Origin of the sequence: Chryseobacterium gregarium DSM 19109 (assembly GCF_000430845.1) — a bacterium.
Classification (GTDB): Bacteria; Bacteroidota; Bacteroidia; order Flavobacteriales; family Weeksellaceae; genus Chryseobacterium; species Chryseobacterium gregarium.
The window spans coordinates 356,337-373,323 of the sequence record NZ_AUMU01000001.1 but is presented as its reverse complement, the minus strand read 5'-3'; the positions used below and the strand labels follow the sequence as shown (position 1 = coordinate 373,323).

The window sequence follows — 16,987 nt, the reverse complement described above, 5'->3', positions numbered from 1 at the left end:
CATCACACCACACTAAATATTATAATTATGAGAGCAGCAGTCATTCACGGACCGGGTATCATTAAATGCGATACCGTAGATGATCCCATTATTAAAGAGTCAACCGATATTATTCTGAAAGTCACTTCCACAGCAATCTGTGGGAGTGACCTTCATATGTATTCGGGAGGGATCCCTCAGGCACGTCCTATGGTTATGGGACATGAGTTCATGGGGATTGTAGAGGAAGTAGGGCAGCGTATTACCAATTTAAAAGTTGGTGACCGTGTAGTGGTACCTTTCCCAATCTCCTGCGGAAGCTGCTTTTTCTGTCAGCATGATCTTCCTACCGCATGTGAGCACAGCAATCCGGAGCATTACGGTCCCGAAGGCGGAATCTTAACGGAAAAAGGCGGAGCCATGTTCGGCTATTCCGATCTTTACGGAGGATATGACGGTGGGCAGGCACAATATGTAAGGGTTCCGTACGGGCACATCGGACCCCGGAAAGTACCGGATAACCTTACCGATGAACAGGTATTATTCCTTACTGATATTTTCCCTACCGGCTACAGCGGAGTAATGTGGGGAGACTTGAAAGGAGGGGAAACCGTGGCTATTTTCGGAGCAGGGCCGGTAGGTTCCATGTCGGCAAAAAGTGCGATCCTCCATAACGCAAAAAAAGTGATTGTTGTAGATACCCAGCAGTACCGACTGGACCAGATTAAAAAACTCACAGGCTGCGATACCATCTTATGGAAAAGCGGCAAGGATGTTATTGAACAGATCAGAGAGATGACAGACGGCCGCGGCGCCGATCTTTGTATTGAAGCCGTAGGTTTTGAACCGGACCGGGATTTACTGGACCGGGCAAAGGCAGTGATCAATTTTGAAAAGGGTTCCATAAAAGTTCTTGACGCCTGTATGAGTGCGGTACGGCGCGGCGGAATTGTATCTATTTTAGGAGTTTATCCGGTCAATTATGATAATTTCAGACTTGGACAGATTTTTGATAAAGGAATTACTATTAAAGCTGGTCAGTGCAACGTTCATACAATTATTGATCAGTTAATGGACCATGTTCAGAGCGGACGCGTTACACTAGACGATATTATTACCCATCGTCTTTCCCTGGAAGATGTTTCAAAAGGTTACCAGATTTTTGACAAGAAAGAAGACGGGTGTGTAAAAGTAGTTCTGGATCCCTGGAAAAACTCACAGTTTTAATCATAACACCAACACCAAAAAGTATAATTATGGAATTTCAAAAAAGTCTTCTCGAATACATCAGCCAGTCTCTCATGACTACCGATGAAACCATTGCCATAGCAGAAGGCGTTACTTCCGGCTGTCTGCAACTGGCTTTTTCACAGATGCCCAATGCCACTCTTTTTTACAAAGGCGGGCTTACGACCTATACAATGCAGGAAAAAGTAAAAATTCTGAAAGTGGATGCCCACGAAGCAGAAGAATGCGACTGCGTATCAGAAAACATTGCCGAAACAATGGCCTTAAATGTGTCCAAGCTTTTTGAATCGGATTGGGCTATTGCCACTACAGGCTACTGTACCCCGATCAGAAATTCATCCTATAAAATCTATGCTTTTTTCTCCTTTGCTTATAAAGGAGAAATTGTACTAACCAAAAAGCTTGAACTGCATCCCAAAACACAGGCTTTGAATGCACAGCTGTATTACACTGAATTTATCTTAGGCTGTTTTAAAAGTGAAATTAACCAGCTGATGATTTTAAAATAGGCTCATATGGATCGTAAAAATCAATATGCTTTAATCACCGGAGCTACCAGTGGTATAGGTTATGAATTATCTAAACAGTTTGCTAAAAACGGGTATAATCTCGTTATGGTAGCCAGAAATCACGATGAGCTGAAATTAAAGGCCGATGAATTCAAAACTTATGGAATCAATGTCATTACGATGGCTAAAAATTTATTTACCCAGGAAGATGTTTATTCCCTGTATTCAGAATTGCAGTTAAACGGCATCAGCTCGGAGATCCTGGTTAATAATGCAGGTCAGGGTGCTTACGGAAAATTTCAGGATACGGACATCCATCGTGAGGTAGATATCGTTAACCTGAATATTGTGTCAGTCATTATATTGACTAAACTTTTCTTAAAAGACCGCTTACCCAAAGGATCTGGGAGAATACTTAATCTGGCTTCGATAGCCAGTAAATCTCCCGGCCCGTGGCAATCGGTGTATCACGGTACGAAAGCATTCATTTTATCATGGTCTGAAGCGATCCGTGAAGAGCTTAAAGATTCCGGAATTACGGTAACGGCACTTTTACCGGGGCCTACGGATACGGATTTTTTTAATAAGGCTGATATGAATGAAAGCAGAATCCTGGATGATAAAGACAACCTTTCTTCACCGGAAGAAGTAGCCATTGACGGATACAATGCACTGATGAACGGAGATGACAAAGTGATTTCAGGATTGAAAAATAAAATAAGCGTAGCAATGTCCAATATATCTACAGACAGTATGGCAGCATATAACATGTCTGAAATGCAGAAACCTAAAAATGAGAATTAAGTTTTATGAAGAAGTTGAAATTAGAAAATAAATCTGTCCTGATTACCGGTGCCGACAGTGGAATAGGGAAGGCAGTGGCATTGCTGTTTGCTGAAGAAGGAGCCGATGTGGCCATCATTTATCATTCTGATGAAGAAAATGCCCGGAAAACAAAATCAGAAATACAGGATCTGGGAAGAAAATCAGTTATATTTCAGGGCGACGTCAGTGATTCCGGATTCTGTAAGGAAGTAACGGAAAAAGTAGCATCTGAATTCGGAGGTATTGATATCTTAATTAATAATGCCGGCACCCAGTTCCCTTCAAAAAATATTGAAGACCTGGAGGAGGAAAACATCAGGACAACCTTCAATTCCAATATCATCGGGATGATTCTTCTGACAAAAGCCGCCTTTCCTTATCTGAAACAGGGGAATTCTGTTATCAATACCACTTCCGCTGCCGCTTATCAGGGCCATCCGGAACTGCTGGATTATTCCGCCACCAAGGGCGCTATTGTTTCTTTCACGCGTTCACTGGCCCTGCAGGCAAAACCGAAAGGGATCCGTGTTAACGCTGTGGCACCGGGGCCTGTTTTTACGCCTTTAACAGAAGAAACCTTCGGAGACACAGAAGATGACCCAAACAAACCGCCTTTTGAAAGAAAAGCAACCCCTGAAGAGGTTGCATCCAGCTTCCTGTTTCTGGCGAGCGATGAGGCAGCCCAGATCACAGGGCAGGTGCTTCATCCCAACGGGGGATTAATTGTTAACGGATAAAAAACAACATAAATATTATGAAAACAACTGCTTTACTTCTTGGAATTTTGGGCCTTTTCACATTTTCATCATGCAAGTGTGATTTTGATGAAGACGAGGCTGAAAACAGATACGATAAAGAGAAAAGAGTCAGTGATCACCAATACACAAATACTATTGCACAGAATGATACATTACGTGTGAAATAAATGTAACAATAAACGATAATTATGTACAGAGACGGCGCGAGAAAAAGTATTTGGCAGGAAGAAATCCGCAGGTTTTCTTCAGAAGCTGATCTTAACCAAACCTTTGATGTGGCCATCGTAGGCGGAGGAATTACCGGTATTTCAACTGCTTTAAGACTTCAGCAGTCAGGAAAAAAATGCATCCTTCTGGAAGCTGCCAATATCGGGTTCGGAACCACCGGCGGTACAACTGCCCATCTTAATAATTTTTTTGACACTACTTATAACGAAGCCATCAGTAATTTCGGTCTGGATAACGCTAAATTGTTAGCTGAAGCAGGGAGAGAAGCTATAGGAATTATACAAAACAACATCCGCAATTTTACCATCGACTGCGATTTTGAAGAAAAATCCGCATATCTTTTTGCCTTGGACGAAAAGCAGCAGAAGCAATTGAAAGATATTGTTGACGGTGCCTCAAAAGTAGGTATTGAGATGAATTATACGGAAGAGATACCTTTTCCTGTCCCTTTTAAACAAGCGGTGATCATTCCGGGCCAGGCTCAGTTTCATCCGATAAAATATATCAAAGCTCTTTGTGATGAGTTCCAAAGCTTAGGGGGAATTATTCAGGAAGATTGCCTTTGCGAAAGTCATGATGAGCAGGAAGAAGCTGTAATCCTGAAAACTTCAAAAGGGGAGATTCGTGCGGAACATGTTGTCTATGCTACCCATATCCCTCCCGGACTGAGTATCCTTCATACGGTCAATGCCCCTTACCGAAGCTATGCCATTGCCTTCAGTTTAAATGACAGTACCTATCCGAGAGATCTGGGATATGACCTTACAGATCCTTACCATTATTACCGGATTCAGGAAATCGATGGTGAAAATCTGCTGATTGCAGGCGGAGAAGACCATAAGACCGGACATGAGGAAGATACGGGAGCATGTTTTTCAAGGCTTGAAAATTATGTACGACAGTATTTTAATGTCGATACGGCCCGTTACAGCTGGTCCAGTCAGTATTATGAGCCTACGGATGGTTTCCCATACATCGGAAAGCTTCCGGGAAGCAAAGGAAATATATTTACCGCTACCGGTTTCAGGGGAAACGGAATGATATTCGGGACCATTTCTTCACAGATTATAGCAGATCTCATTATTTCAGGAAGCAGCAGGTATGAAACTATGTTCAGCCCTTCCAGAATAAAACCAATCGCCGGATTTACAGAATTTGTAAAAGAAAATGCCTTTGTCGCCTATGATTTTATCAAAGACAAGCTTTTCGCGGAAAAAATAAGTTCTTTGGCCGAAGTAAAAGAAGGCGAAGCAAAAGTGGTAAAATATGAAGGTAATTCGTATGCTTTATATAAAGAAAACAACGGCAAAATGCATCTTGTGAAAAGTACGTGTCCCCATGCTTTGTGTGAAGTACGGTGGAACAGTGCCGAACTTTCATGGGACTGTCCTTGTCATGGGTCCAGGTTTAATGTAAACGGAAAATTACTTACAGGGCCGACGGTTAAAGATCTTCCGAGAATAGAATCTGAATCAGAACTATAAAATATATGTCAAAAAAAGGATTTTTTTACCGGAACAGTCTGAGCATTGTCGTAATCACCCTAATGCTTGCATGCCTTACAGCCCAGTTTCTGACAGGATGGAACACGCACAATACAGAACTGGCAGAAAATGGGAAAGCACTGTTAAGTGCAGGAGAATACATGCACAGCGGACATTTTATACAGGCCACCTTTGAAAACTGGGAAAGCGAATTCCTGCAGATGATGCTGTATATTCTGTTAACGGTATCATTGAGGCAGAAAGGGTCCAGCGAATCCAAATCCCTGGATGGTAAAGAAGATGTTGACCGTGAGCCTGTATCACATAATAACGCACCATGGCCGGTAAAAAAAGGAGGCATATGGCTGAAATTATATAAGCACTCGCTGTCATTGGCTTTTGCCATTTTGTTTTTGTTCAGCTTTATCATGCATTTTTACGGCAGCCTGAAAGATTTTAATGAAGAGCAGATAGCGAAAAACAAACCGGTCACTACGGCTGTCCACTATATTTCCGATTCCAGGTTCTGGTTTGAATCCTTCCAGAACTGGCAGAGTGAATTCCTGGCGGTAGCCTCTATTGTCATTCTTTCTATCTGGCTTCGTGAAAAAGGGTCACCGGAATCAAAGCCTGTGGATATGCCCCACGATGAAACACCCTGATCTCCTACATTATAATATAAAATAAAAGAGACTGCCTTTAAGGCGGTCTCTTTTATTTTATGATCTGTTTTGTTTAGCTAATATCGGTTTCAGAATTAAACTCTTGCATTCCCTTCAACACCGTCAGAATTATCAGTTGTCTTTCCGGTAATGGCAGATGCTACAAAAGTGAACAGGCTAACCAGTTTTCCTACCTTTGTATCCCAGTAATAAGAGTCCTGCGGCTCAACACGGATAATGGATACATCAGGATCGTCTTTTCCGTCTTCAAACCATGCTTTTGCCATTGGAGACCATTTATCTTCAATGGTTGAACGGTCTTTATAAATTGTTGCAGTGCCGTATACAGAAAGGTATTGGTAATCACTGTTATTCATGAAAAACAATTGTACCCTTTTATCTTCTTTAATTTCAAAATTCTTGTTGCTTGTGTCGCTGCTGATAAACCATAAATTTCCTTCCTCATCAGTTTCCTGTAAAGACATCGGGCGTGAATTGATAGGGGATTTATCGAGTTCGGTACAGAACATACAGATTTTTGCACTTTCTGATAAATCCTTGATTTTTTTAACGGCATCCTGATGCGTAAGATTTTCTGTTGACATAATATTATATTTTTGTGATTAATTTTTTATTAGAATAAACTATTCTTTCCTATTCAAAAATCCGACCACAATTAAATTCTGCCATGAAAAATATATTCTAAAATTATAATGAATGCTGTAAAAATGACCAGGTTTAAAAGCTATAATATTATATAAAAATGTTTTAGCATTTAAGGGCTGCCGGGTTCAGCAATCTTTAAGTCGAAACTTTTCTGCAGATCGCTCCAGGCTCCGCCGTTATGTACATTCCTAAAGCCTTTCTCCTTTAAGATCTGTTCTGCTTTTACACTTCTTAATCCGTGAGAACAGACTGTAATGTACGTTTTGCCGGGATCCAGTTCCGTATATCTTTCCCTGATGGTTCCCAGGGAAATATTTTCTGAATTCCGGATATGCCCGGTTTCATATTCTTTCTCAGTCCTGACATCAAGAATAACAGCGCCGTTTTTTATCAGTTGATCCAGACCGTTGTCAAGCGTCTGGTACCGGTATATTCTGTACACCACATACACTGTGAGAATAATCCCGCAAAAAATCAGTATGTTTTTCATAGCCGGCTCAAAATTTTCCTATCAATATAAAACGTCCCGAACGGGATCATGCAGGCCAGAAGTACCTTCCAGGTCGTATCTTTGAATTTCCATTTCTGTTCTACGCCTACACTGAGTGTATTGAATAAAAAAAGCAGGAATAAGGCACCGTGAACAGGTCCCATTACTTTTACAAAATCAGGATTCCCTGTCATATACTTCAGAGGAACCGCTATAAATACAAGGGTTAATAAAGAAATCCCTTCAAGAATCGCTATGATCCTCAATCTTCCGATGCTGGTCTTTAATAATTTCATCATGATTATCTAAAATAAGGTCTGTTGGCGAAAGGAGAAAACGGCCAGGGAACAGCGATGAAAATAACAGCCAGAGCTATGCTGTACCAAGTGAACATGGTCTTAAATTTATCTCTGTCAGATGTTTTTCTTTTGGCAGCAGAAGATCCTATGGTAATCAGGACTATTGAAAACAGCATCAGGACTATATGAATCAGGCCGAAAAACAATAATTCAAAAGATTCCTTAGCGGTATTGAAATTCTTCCAGAAATAGCTGATGACAGGACTTTGGGAATATAATATAATGCCTAATACCAGCTGGACATGAGCAATCGTTGCAGTCCAGTGTCTCACCGAATCATCTGTTTTTGAAAATTTTTCATCCGAAAAATATCCTTTACAGGCAAGGAACATCGCATAGATTAAGCTCAATAAGACCAGCCAGCGGACCGTAGAGTGGAGGAAAGTAAGGGTCTGATACATGAAATAAATTTAATGTTCAGCAAAGGTATAATAAAAACATACTACTTAGTATGTTTTTTGATAAAAAATTATTGAATGCTTTTGAAATAAGACTTAAGCCCCTTTAAATAAATAAGATAAACCGCTTTTGAATTTTCGAGTTTTCCTAAATTTCTTACGCCCCAATAGCCCGATATTACAAAAACAGCGATTTCCTTTGCATTGATGTCAGCAGCAATATGGCCATTTTCCTTTCCTTTTTCAATAGCTTCGGTCATAGACGTTTCCCACTGTAAGGAAAGATCATTCAAAGCTTTTGTGAAATCCAGGTTCCACGGTGTCATTTCCTGGGTGAAATTGGAAGCAGGGCAGCCGTATTCAACCTTTAAATCCTCATTTTCCATCAGCAGGCTATAGATTAGATTATAGATGGTATCCAGAGGATTTTCATTATTCTGAAAGGGTTCAATAAATGCATTTGTCATGCTGGGCTTCATCAGTTCATTGATAATCGCCAGTCCCATTTCATCCTTTGTTTTGAAATGGTAAAAGAAAGCTCCTTTGGTGACCTGGGTCGTTGCGATGATCTCATCTATACTGGTAGTCTGGTAACCTTTCGTATAGATCAGTTCAAATGCTTTCTGAAGAATATTTAAACGGGTAGCTTCCGATTTTTTCATGACAAAAATTGACAATGCAAAGGAACAGTTTTTAATTAAGAACTGCAATCAGCTGTTATTGCCGACGCTGTATTTTTCATAAAACCAGAACAAGCCGAAGAGATACAGTGAATGCAGCAGCTGGGATTCAATGGCAGACCAGTTTTCAACAGAGCTGCTTCCGAGGATCAGGATGCTCATTAAACTTAAACCTGCATACAGAGTATATTTTGTCGTATAATTAATCAGTAATAAAATACCGATGATTGCCTCTGCAACGGGCAGGACATAGCTGAACGGCAAAATTAGAACGTCGGGAAGTGCCGATTTCTCCATAGTTTTCATCATCCATTCGCTGAAAGCGGGAAGTTTCGGCAGACGCACCAGTCCATGACCCAACAGGGAAAGGGCCACCGGAAGCCGCAGAAAGAAAAATACGGTCTTGAAATCTTTCATATCATTCTTTTAAATTCAGGTTAATGTAACAAATTAAAAAATCAGCAGTCTATTTTTTCAGATAATTAATAATACCGATCACGTCATTTTTCCCAAACCCTGCATCATGAGCAGACTGGTAGGTCTCAATCAGGGTTTCCGATAACGGAAAATCAGCGCCTGCATTTTTAGCGAGCAGGATATCCTTCAACATCAGGTCTAGGGCAAAGGCGGGCTCATAGGAATCATTGATCAGCAATGGCGTTTTCACTTTGGTAGCACCACTTCCGCTTGCGCTTTCATTGATGATATCCAGCATATCTTCCCTTGCAATGCCCAGTTTATCCGATAAAAGAACGGTTTCCGCCAATCCCTGATAAATTGCTGAGATAAAATAATTAACGGATAATTTGGCAGCAATCCCTTTTCCGTTTTCACCCAGATGTTTAATGCTTTTTCCAAGCTTCTGCAAAAAGAGTTCGGCACGCCGGATGTCTTTTTCTTCACCTCCGGCCATGATGATCAGTGTTCCTTCAGCTGCCGGCTTTGTACTTCCCGCTACCGGAGCATCGATGAACCCTGCTTCCTTTATTTTTACGGCGGCAGATATTTCTTTCGTCGTTTCAGGAGAGATCGTGCTCATGTCTACAAACAGTTTTCCGGAAATATCCTGCGCTAAAACTTCTTCATACACTGCTTTTACAGCTTGATCATTGGTCAGCATTGTGAAAATGATATCACTGTTGTCAATTACTTCAGAAACCGTATGACAGACAATTGACTTTTCTTTAAAATCCTCAGCCTTCTCAGCCGTTCGGTTGTAAACAGAAAGTACGTATCCTGACTTTTCTAAATTTTTCGCCATCGGATATCCCATATTTCCAAGTCCGATGAACCCTAATTTTTCTTCTTTCATTATTTTGTTAATTGAATGATTAAGATAAAAATAATCTTATGGATCTTAAATAACTGTGGTATCAAAAAACTGACCAGTTTATGCATTAAAAATATTTTAAGTGTATTTAAATGACTGTAACTCGCTAATAATGAATATACAATATGTTTCCATGTCTTTTTTTAATACGCTGCATTTTTTTTAACGGTAAATCTTACGGAATTTTACAAAAAAAACAATGAAGGTTATAGATATTAAAAGCTGGAACAGAAAAGAACACTTTGAATTTTTTTCAGCCATGGCAAGTCCTTACTTTGGTTTCACCACGGAAGTGGAGTGTACAGTGGCCTATAAAAAATCCAGAGAAAAAGGCCATTCTTTTTTTGCAGCATATCTGCATGCCTCAATGATTGCCGTCAATGCTGTTGCCGAAATGAAACTGCGTATTCTTGATGATAACGTTGTTTTCTATGACATTATTAATGCCGGAACAACGATCGGAAGGGCAGACGGAACCTTTGGCTTTGCTTATATCCGCTTTTCAGAAGATTTTAATACGTTCAACACTGAACTTCAGGAAGAAATTGCAGGAGTACAGAATTCTACAGGAATAAGAATGAACAACGGAGAACTGGGGAAAGACCTGATCAGGCATTCCACCATTCCCTGGAATTCTTTTTCAGCCATTCTTCATCCAACTCCGCTTGACAGAAAAGAATCGGTTCCGAAAATTACATTTGGCAAATTTACGATTAGGGACGGCAAATACTATCTCCCGGTTTCAGTTGAGGCACATCATGGCCTTGCAGACGGATTCCATCTGGCAAAATACCTTGAAGAATTTCAAAAGCAGCTGGCACAATAGTAAGGTATGGCAGATGAATAAGAGCCCATTTTGAAACATTATAAAACTTTTAATGCTTCATTTTCAGCTTTATCTAATTGATTTTAAATAGGACAGATTTAAACTCATATAAAATCTGCCGGATTATCATCATCTGCAGGTAATTATTTGTATTCTAAAGCTAAACAGGCTTTTGCCCATCTATGCGTTTTTTTATGATCAAAAATTTTTATCGGTGTATTTCTCAGGATGCTTTACTATACTGAAAATACAGAAATTCACATCTAATCCAATGAAAATAAGCCAATTCATTTATAAATTCTCAATCTTTCCTATTCCAGTAATAGTACATCGATGTCTGTTTTGCTTAAAAAATATATCAATTTGATAATTGAACCAGTTTAAAATTTTAAAATCAATAAAAGAACGATCCGTTTTCTATTTTTCAGCATCAAAGGTGATAAAAACCCCTTTGAATACGCTTATAATGATTTATGTAACAGCCTTTTTGAACGATCCTTTACCGGTGAAAAAATAGTTCATTTTTTTAGACATATTGATCGTAATCATAAAAATGGAGACAATAAAAGTCTAGTTTTGTTGTCGGATATGTAACATGCTTTGTTTCAGATCAGGAGATAAGATTTAAAAAATATGCGTGGTATGTATGTGGTATTTTTATTAAAGGAAATTTTAATCATTTTTTATTTCTTTGTTTTTAATCTGCCATAAAGTATAAGTTTTTGTAATACAGTTTGAATTTTAAAAGAATAAACATAAAAATTTGAGGTATCGGCAAAAACCGTCAATTTCCAAAATGATAAAATAATAAAGGCATTAAACAGAAAGTACCTAAACTTTATAGCGAAGTACAGTGCTAAGAGTGACTTAATACTGGGGCTGTCATCAGCAACAGAAATTTGAAGAGATCAGAATATTATGAAAAACGAAAAAACTGAATTTAATTTAGAAGATTTAAACCAAAAGATTTTTGTACAGGACGAAATTTTATCCCTGGCAAAAGAAAATTCCCCCAGGCTGTTGAGCAAGTTCAGATTGGTAGATCCTGATTTTTTTAATACGCTATCTTCCATTCAGCCTAATCTTAAAAACTCTGAATTGATTTTTTGTATTTATTTAAAACTCAATTTAACAACTAAAGAAATTGCAACCTACACATTTGTTACACCGAAAGCCATACAAAACCGTAAGAACAGGCTGAGGAAAAAACTGAATATTGCATCAACAGTTGATATTTATAAATGGTTTAATGATCTTTAAACCATTTTTTTATTTTACGCCGGATCGGGCAGAATAGCTTATAAAATAAAACATATCCATAGTACATTAACCTCTACTATTTTTTCGATACTGATTACATTCAGCTTTTGTGAAAGCTTCTATTCGATTGCCGGCCGATGATTATTTTCCTTCGGATTCCAAAATTATTTTATACTTTCATAAACACATCGTTGTTCATAACGGTTTGACCGGGATAAAACATAATATTTTTACTATTTATGATTAAATTTGTCTGTGTTTAAATAAAAAGCAATGAAAGTAGAAATATGGTCGGACGTAATGTGTCCGTTTTGCTATATCGGTAAAAATAATTTTGAAAAAGCACTTGAGCAGCTGTCTTTTAAAGAGGATGTGGAAGTAGAGTGGAAGAGTTTTCAGCTGGATCCGACGTTGAGCCCCGATGAAACCAAAAGTACCTTTGATTATTTCAGGGAGAAAAAAGGGTTCCCGGAAGCACAGGCCCGGCAGATGATGGCCCAAGTAACGGAGATGGGAAAAAATTCAGGCATTGAATTTAATTTCAACCGGGTTTTAATTACCGGTACTTTTCCGGCTCACAAGCTTCTTCACCTGGCTAAAAAGCACCAGAAATCCAGTGAGATGGAAGAAACCCTTTTCACTGCACACTTTACGGAAGGTAAAAATGTTGCTGATTTTGATACCTTGACTTCTCTGGCAGGTTCCATAGGAATTGATAAAGAAGAAGCAGGACAGGTTTTAAACTCTGCGGAATTTGAGGATGAAGTCAGGAAAGATATTCAGGAAGCCCGGGACCATGGAATTTCCGGAGTTCCTTTCTTTATTCTGGACGGAAAGTATGCGGTTTCCGGAGCACAACCTGCAGAAGCTTTCCGTGATGCACTGATGCAGACTTATGATGAAACAAGATCCGGAAAAGAAAGCACTGACAATTCCTGCAGTACGGACGGTTGCAGTATTTAATCCGAATGCCTAATTTTAAAAAGAATTTAACAGTCCGTTTCAAATGATAAAAATTACCGGCGAACATCATTTTGCCATCGACAGGACCCTTTTCGTTTTCGCCCTGGATTCGGAAGCAGGCAAAGTATTTAATGATAAAAATAAACTGGTCACAGGCATCGGAAAAGTAAACGCTGCCATGGAGCTGACCCAGGAAATCCACCGCAGCAGACCGGAACTGATTGTCAATCTCGGATCTGCCGGAAGCAGAAGCTTTCAGAAAGGCGAAGTGGTCTGCTGCACAAAGTTTATCCAGCGCGATATGGATGTAAGAGGCCTCGGCTTCGGGAAGTATGAGACACCGCTTTCAGGCATACCGCCTGTTTTAGAGTACGGGCTTATCAAAGAAGACCTGCCTCAGGGCATCTGCGGCACCGGGGACAGCTTTGAAATGAACCATGCGGAAACCGATTACAATATTGTGGATATGGAAGCCTACCCGCTGGCTCTGATCGCCATGAAGAAAAACATCCCTTTCCTTTGCCTGAAATATATCTCGGATGATGCAGGAAGCGAAGCAGCAGATGACTGGGCAGTCCAGGTTCATTTGGCTTCAGAAGCATTTGTCAAAATTTTATTTTAATTATACGATGACATCAATTATTATCAAGAAGGTTTCCGCTGAAGAACTGGAAGTCCTACAGAGCGTAGGAAGAGAAACATTTTACGAAACATTTGCCAAAGACAATTCTGAGGATGAAATGCAGAAATACCTTGATGAAAGCTTTTCTACGGAAAAACTGTCTCAGGAACTTAACACGGCTGACTCCCATTTCTTTATTGCATGGGAAGAGGACAATCCGATCGGTTATCTTAAAGTAAATGCCGGAAAAGCCCAGACAGAGCTTCAGGATGATGCTTCAATGGAGATTGAAAGGATTTATGTAAAAAGCTCACACCAGGGTAAAAAAGTAGGCCAGCTTTTATATGACAAGGCATTGGAAGTTGCGCTGCATGAAAAGAAACAATACCTCTGGCTAGGCGTTTGGGAAGAGAATCTCCGTGCGGTTAACTTTTATAAGAAGAATGGTTTTGTGACATTCGACAAGCATATTTTCAGGCTGGGCAGCGAAGAGCAGACCGACCTGATGATGAGGAAAGATTTAGCCTGAACTTAAATTTCATAAATTTCAGCATCCGTAAAAACGTAGAATTTCCCGTTCTTAGGGATATTTTTTGTGTCTAAACCTGTAAATTCACTGAAGGCAGGAAGCAGCAGCTGTTTATCCGTCAGGACAAAGCACGGCAATTTAATTTTCTTTACCGCTGAATGGATCATAAACCCGGGATGGATATGGCCGGTAATCTGGAGATTCGGATGTTTTTTCTCAAAATCATGGATAAAGGTGAAACCGTCAAGCTCTAAAGATTTTGATTTAAAGTTCAGGCATAACTTAGATTCCAGGGTTTTCGAGATCCGGTCATGGTTTCCTTCGATGAGGTAAAACCCTAAATCCGGATACTGGCTTCTCCAGGTGCAGAATTCATCGACATCAGAATTGTCGCCCGCATGCAGAAGATCACCAACCACCAGGAATTTTTCAGGCTGGAAATATTCAATCAGGATTGATAACCGTTCCAGGTCATTCTTCATAATCTGGTTGGCCAGGGCAATGCCGTTTTTCCTGAAATGTGCGGTTTTTCCAATATGGAGGTCTGATAAAACCAGCACTTTCTGCACTTTCCAGAATAAAGCCCTCTGGTTGGTTAAAGTAAAAATTTCGTTTTGTACCGTTATATTTTTTGTTACTATTTTCATTTTTCAGATCTGTTAATCATTCTTCATTTTTTCAATTTCTTGTCTTCATTTTACTTTCCTGGCCTGCTGAATCAGTTTCTGGATCCTAGAATCCAGATCTTCACTGGAAAGCGTCTGCCGAAGACTGTCCACCTTGATCGGGAAGCTTAAAGGCGTAAACGAGGCCGCATGTTTGAGGATAATTTTTGACTTTTCAATTCTTTTGAAAGCTCCTACCAGCCTCTGTTCCTGCAGCTGCATATTGAAGACTTCCGTATACGCCTGCCTGACAAGGAAATTATTAGGGTCATAATCTTCCAGTACTTTAAAAATAAGTCCTGCTGAACTCTGCAGTGATTTGTTGGAACGCTGCTGTCCCGGGAAATTCTGAACCACCATTCCGGAAATCACGGCAATATCACGGAATTTTCGCCTTGCCATTTCCGCCGAATTGATACTTGAAATCACGTCATTCATCAGGTTGTCGCGGGTCAGGATGCCGTGCAGGTTTTCTTCCGTCAGCGGGATTTCTTTATCACTGAACAGTTCAAAACCGTAATCGTTCATTGCCATTGAGAAAGAAATCGGAGCAAGCTTTGAAATCCGGTAGGCCACCAGGGCGGCCATCACTTCATGAACCAGCCGCCCTTCAAAAGGATACATGAACAGGTGATAGCCTTCCCTGTTTTTAATCATCTCAACGAGGAATTCGTCTTCCCTTGGAATATGTGAACGTTCTTCCTGGTTGGCCAGCAGCGGATGAAGGAATTTAAGCTCTTTTTCGGAAGCTTTTGGATTGAGGGCTCCGGATAATTTTTCGCGCAGAAAATGTCCCAGGTTGGAGCTAAGCGGAAGTCTTCCGCCAAGATAGCTCGGGGCAAATGCTTTTCCTTTGGAGGCCCGGACAAATACCGTCATATCTTTGATCATTGCCACTTCCAAAACCCTTCCCGCCAGGATGAATTTATCTTCTTTCTTTAACCTCGAAATAAAATATTCTTCCACCATCCCGATATAGCCGCCGGAAATAAACTTTACCTTAAGCATCGCATCGCTTACAATCACGCCCATATTCATCCGGTGGAGCATGGCAATCCGCCTTGAGGTTACTTTATACAGCCCGGTTTCATCAATGACTACTTTATGGAACTCTTCATAGCTTCTCAGTGCTTTTCCGCCGATCGTTAAAAAATCGATGATGCCTTTCCATTCTTCCTCATTCATTTCCCGGAATGCAAAGGTTTCTTTAATCCTAGGATATATCTCATCAGGATAGAAGCCGTCTCCGACTGCCAGGGTCATCATAAACTGAACCAGGACATCAAAACACAGCACCTGCGGATCACGCGGTTCAATCACATTGTTTTTCACGGCTTCCTTAAGAGCGGCCACTTCAATCAGTTCTAAAGAATGGGTAGGCACACAATAGATTTTCGAAGTCTCAAAAGGAGAGTGCCCGCTTCGGCCAGCCCGTTGTAAAAACCGGGCAACCCCTTTCGCAGAACCGATCTGAATTACCGTATCCACAGGCTTAAAATCGATTCCAAGATCCAGCGATGAGGTTGAAACAACCGCTTTCAGTTTACCGGAGCTCAGGTTTTCTTCAATCCAGATCCTCAGGTGGGCATCAATGGAACTGTGATGGATGGCAATCTGCCCTGCAAAATCAGGATAGGCATTCAGCAGCAACTGGTACCACATCTCACTCTGGCTTCTGGTGTTGGTAAAGACAATGGTGGAAGTGGAGTTGAGGATAATCGGGACCACTTTATCCGCAAGCTTATGCCCGAGATGTCCTGCCCAGGGTAAAATTTCAACTTCATCCGGAAAAACCGGAACAATATCTATTTTCTTTTTTTCTTTAGCGGTGACGGTGGTTTTCTTAATATGGTACGGAATCAGGATTTCCATGGCTTCATCAAGATTCCCGATAGTTGCGGTAATGCCCCAGATTTTTATTTTGGGAACATAGCTTCTGAGCTGAGAAATCCCGAGCTCCATCATCACGCCGCGTTTTGATCCCAGAAGCTCATGCCATTCGTCAACCACGATGACTTTTAAACTTTTAAAAAACCGCTGATGGTTTTTCTGCCCGAGCAGCAGATGCAGGCTTTCCGGAGTGGCCACTAAAATTTCCGGCATGTTTTTAACCTGCTGTTGGCGTACTTTAGGGTCGGTGTCACCGTTCCTTACGCCCACCATCCAGTCGAGGCCGATTTCATCAATCGCTTCCTGCATGGCTTTGGCAATATCTTTTGAAAGGGAACGTAGCGGGGTGATCCAGATCATTTTCAGCCCTTTTTCATATTTTTCGGGATGGTTAAGGAAATCCGTAATCAGTGCTAAAAAGACAGAATAGGTTTTCCCGAAACCGGTCGGGGCAATTACCATCCCGCTGTATCCGCTTCCGAATTTGCACCACGTTTCAGCCTGAAATTTAAAAGGGGAAATTTCTTTATCCGCCATCCAGCTCTGAATGACGGTGAATCCGTTGGTATTTTCAAAAGCAGTCAATTTTTTTATCCTGATTTTTTAATGCGGTGTC

21 protein-coding genes are annotated in these 16,987 nt (G+C 40.5%); 12 read left to right on the top strand and 9 right to left on the bottom strand.

Going from position 1 to position 16,987, the window contains the following annotated elements:
- Positions 1-27: 27 nt before the first annotated feature.
- The 7 genes from H561_RS0101900 to H561_RS0101875 are packed head-to-tail and all read left to right on the top strand — an operon-like array spanning position 28 to position 5,693.
- Positions 28-1,206 (top strand): zinc-dependent alcohol dehydrogenase, encoded by a 1,179-nt coding sequence (locus tag H561_RS0101900; RefSeq protein ID WP_027385466.1) that lies wholly within the window; start codon positions 28-30, stop codon positions 1,204-1,206.
- Between the two features lie 29 nt (positions 1,207-1,235).
- Positions 1,236-1,736: a CinA family protein gene (locus tag H561_RS0101895; RefSeq protein ID WP_027385465.1), complete on the top strand. Its 501-nt coding sequence runs from the start codon at positions 1,236-1,238 to the stop codon at positions 1,734-1,736.
- Positions 1,737-1,742: 6 nt separating this feature from the next.
- Positions 1,743-2,540 (top strand): SDR family NAD(P)-dependent oxidoreductase, encoded by a 798-nt coding sequence (locus H561_RS0101890; protein ID WP_027385464.1) that lies wholly within the window; start codon positions 1,743-1,745, stop codon positions 2,538-2,540.
- A 5-nt stretch (positions 2,541-2,545) separates the two neighbouring features.
- Positions 2,546-3,298, top strand: a complete 753-nt coding sequence (locus tag H561_RS0101885) for an SDR family oxidoreductase (protein WP_027385463.1) — start codon at positions 2,546-2,548, stop codon at positions 3,296-3,298.
- Between the two features lie 17 nt (positions 3,299-3,315).
- Entirely contained in the window at positions 3,316-3,486 is a 171-nt protein-coding gene (locus tag H561_RS23820; protein ID WP_155845712.1) for a hypothetical protein, read from the top strand.
- 21 nt (positions 3,487-3,507) lie between these two features.
- On the top strand, positions 3,508-5,031 hold the full coding sequence (locus tag H561_RS0101880) for an FAD-dependent oxidoreductase (RefSeq protein WP_027385462.1): 1,524 nt from the start codon (positions 3,508-3,510) through the stop codon (positions 5,029-5,031).
- Positions 5,032-5,036: 5 nt separating this feature from the next.
- A complete protein-coding gene (locus tag H561_RS0101875; protein ID WP_027385461.1) occupies positions 5,037-5,693 on the top strand; it encodes a DUF6766 family protein in 657 nt (218 codons plus the stop codon).
- A gap of 95 nt (positions 5,694-5,788) precedes the next feature.
- Here H561_RS0101875 and H561_RS0101870 read toward each other — a convergent pair whose 3' ends face one another.
- From H561_RS0101870 to H561_RS0101840, 7 genes are all read right to left on the bottom strand, one after another.
- Positions 5,789-6,298, bottom strand: a complete 510-nt coding sequence (locus H561_RS0101870; RefSeq protein ID WP_034761084.1) for a pyridoxamine 5'-phosphate oxidase family protein — start codon at positions 6,296-6,298, stop codon at positions 5,789-5,791.
- Between the two features lie 170 nt (positions 6,299-6,468).
- Entirely contained in the window at positions 6,469-6,849 is a 381-nt protein-coding gene (locus H561_RS21915) for a rhodanese-like domain-containing protein (protein WP_034761082.1), read from the bottom strand.
- Positions 6,846-7,148, bottom strand: a complete 303-nt coding sequence (locus H561_RS0101860) for a DUF3817 domain-containing protein (protein WP_027385459.1) — start codon at positions 7,146-7,148, stop codon at positions 6,846-6,848. Before H561_RS0101860 ends, H561_RS21915 begins: the two co-directional genes overlap by 4 nt.
- 2 nt (positions 7,149-7,150) lie before the next feature.
- Positions 7,151-7,609 carry a hypothetical protein gene (locus H561_RS0101855; protein ID WP_027385458.1) on the bottom strand — a complete coding sequence of 153 codons (459 nt, stop codon included), beginning with the start codon at positions 7,607-7,609 and terminating at the stop codon, positions 7,151-7,153.
- 68 nt (positions 7,610-7,677) lie between these two features.
- Positions 7,678-8,268 carry a TetR/AcrR family transcriptional regulator gene (locus H561_RS0101850; RefSeq protein WP_027385457.1) on the bottom strand — a complete coding sequence of 197 codons (591 nt, stop codon included), beginning with the start codon at positions 8,266-8,268 and terminating at the stop codon, positions 7,678-7,680.
- 48 nt (positions 8,269-8,316) lie between these two features.
- Positions 8,317-8,703, bottom strand: coding sequence for a MauE/DoxX family redox-associated membrane protein (locus H561_RS21910; protein WP_034761080.1), 387 nt, complete (start codon positions 8,701-8,703; stop codon positions 8,317-8,319).
- 49 nt (positions 8,704-8,752) lie between these two features.
- Positions 8,753-9,598 carry an NAD(P)-dependent oxidoreductase gene (locus tag H561_RS0101840; RefSeq protein ID WP_027385456.1) on the bottom strand — a complete coding sequence of 282 codons (846 nt, stop codon included), beginning with the start codon at positions 9,596-9,598 and terminating at the stop codon, positions 8,753-8,755.
- 217 nt (positions 9,599-9,815) lie between these two features.
- On the opposite strand from H561_RS0101840, the gene H561_RS0101835 reads away from it, so the two are divergent.
- The 5 genes from H561_RS0101835 (at position 9,816) to H561_RS0101805 (ending at position 13,816) form a co-directional block, all read left to right on the top strand.
- Positions 9,816-10,442 carry a chloramphenicol acetyltransferase gene (locus H561_RS0101835; RefSeq protein ID WP_027385455.1) on the top strand — a complete coding sequence of 209 codons (627 nt, stop codon included), beginning with the start codon at positions 9,816-9,818 and terminating at the stop codon, positions 10,440-10,442.
- Positions 10,443-11,360: 918 nt separating this feature from the next.
- On the top strand, positions 11,361-11,702 hold the full coding sequence (locus H561_RS21905) for a helix-turn-helix transcriptional regulator (protein ID WP_051349273.1): 342 nt from the start codon (positions 11,361-11,363) through the stop codon (positions 11,700-11,702).
- Between the two features lie 273 nt (positions 11,703-11,975).
- The gene (locus H561_RS0101815) at positions 11,976-12,665 is read left to right on the top strand and encodes a DsbA family oxidoreductase (RefSeq protein WP_027385454.1); all 690 of its coding nucleotides are present in this window, start codon (positions 11,976-11,978) and stop codon (positions 12,663-12,665) included.
- A gap of 43 nt (positions 12,666-12,708) precedes the next feature.
- Positions 12,709-13,287, top strand: coding sequence for a 5'-methylthioadenosine/S-adenosylhomocysteine nucleosidase family protein (locus H561_RS0101810; protein WP_027385453.1), 579 nt, complete (start codon positions 12,709-12,711; stop codon positions 13,285-13,287).
- A gap of 7 nt (positions 13,288-13,294) precedes the next feature.
- Complete coding sequence (locus H561_RS0101805; RefSeq protein ID WP_027385452.1) at positions 13,295-13,816, top strand: GNAT family N-acetyltransferase; 522 nt, start codon at positions 13,295-13,297, stop codon at positions 13,814-13,816.
- Between the two features lie 2 nt (positions 13,817-13,818).
- On the opposite strand, the gene pdeM is transcribed toward H561_RS0101805, so the two are convergent.
- Positions 13,819-14,463, bottom strand: coding sequence for a ligase-associated DNA damage response endonuclease PdeM (gene pdeM / locus H561_RS0101800; RefSeq protein ID WP_027385451.1), 645 nt, complete (start codon positions 14,461-14,463; stop codon positions 13,819-13,821).
- Positions 14,464-14,508: 45 nt separating this feature from the next.
- A complete protein-coding gene (locus tag H561_RS0101795; RefSeq protein ID WP_051349278.1) occupies positions 14,509-16,908 on the bottom strand; it encodes a ligase-associated DNA damage response DEXH box helicase in 2,400 nt (799 codons plus the stop codon).
- Positions 16,909-16,987: the final 79 nt, after the last annotated feature.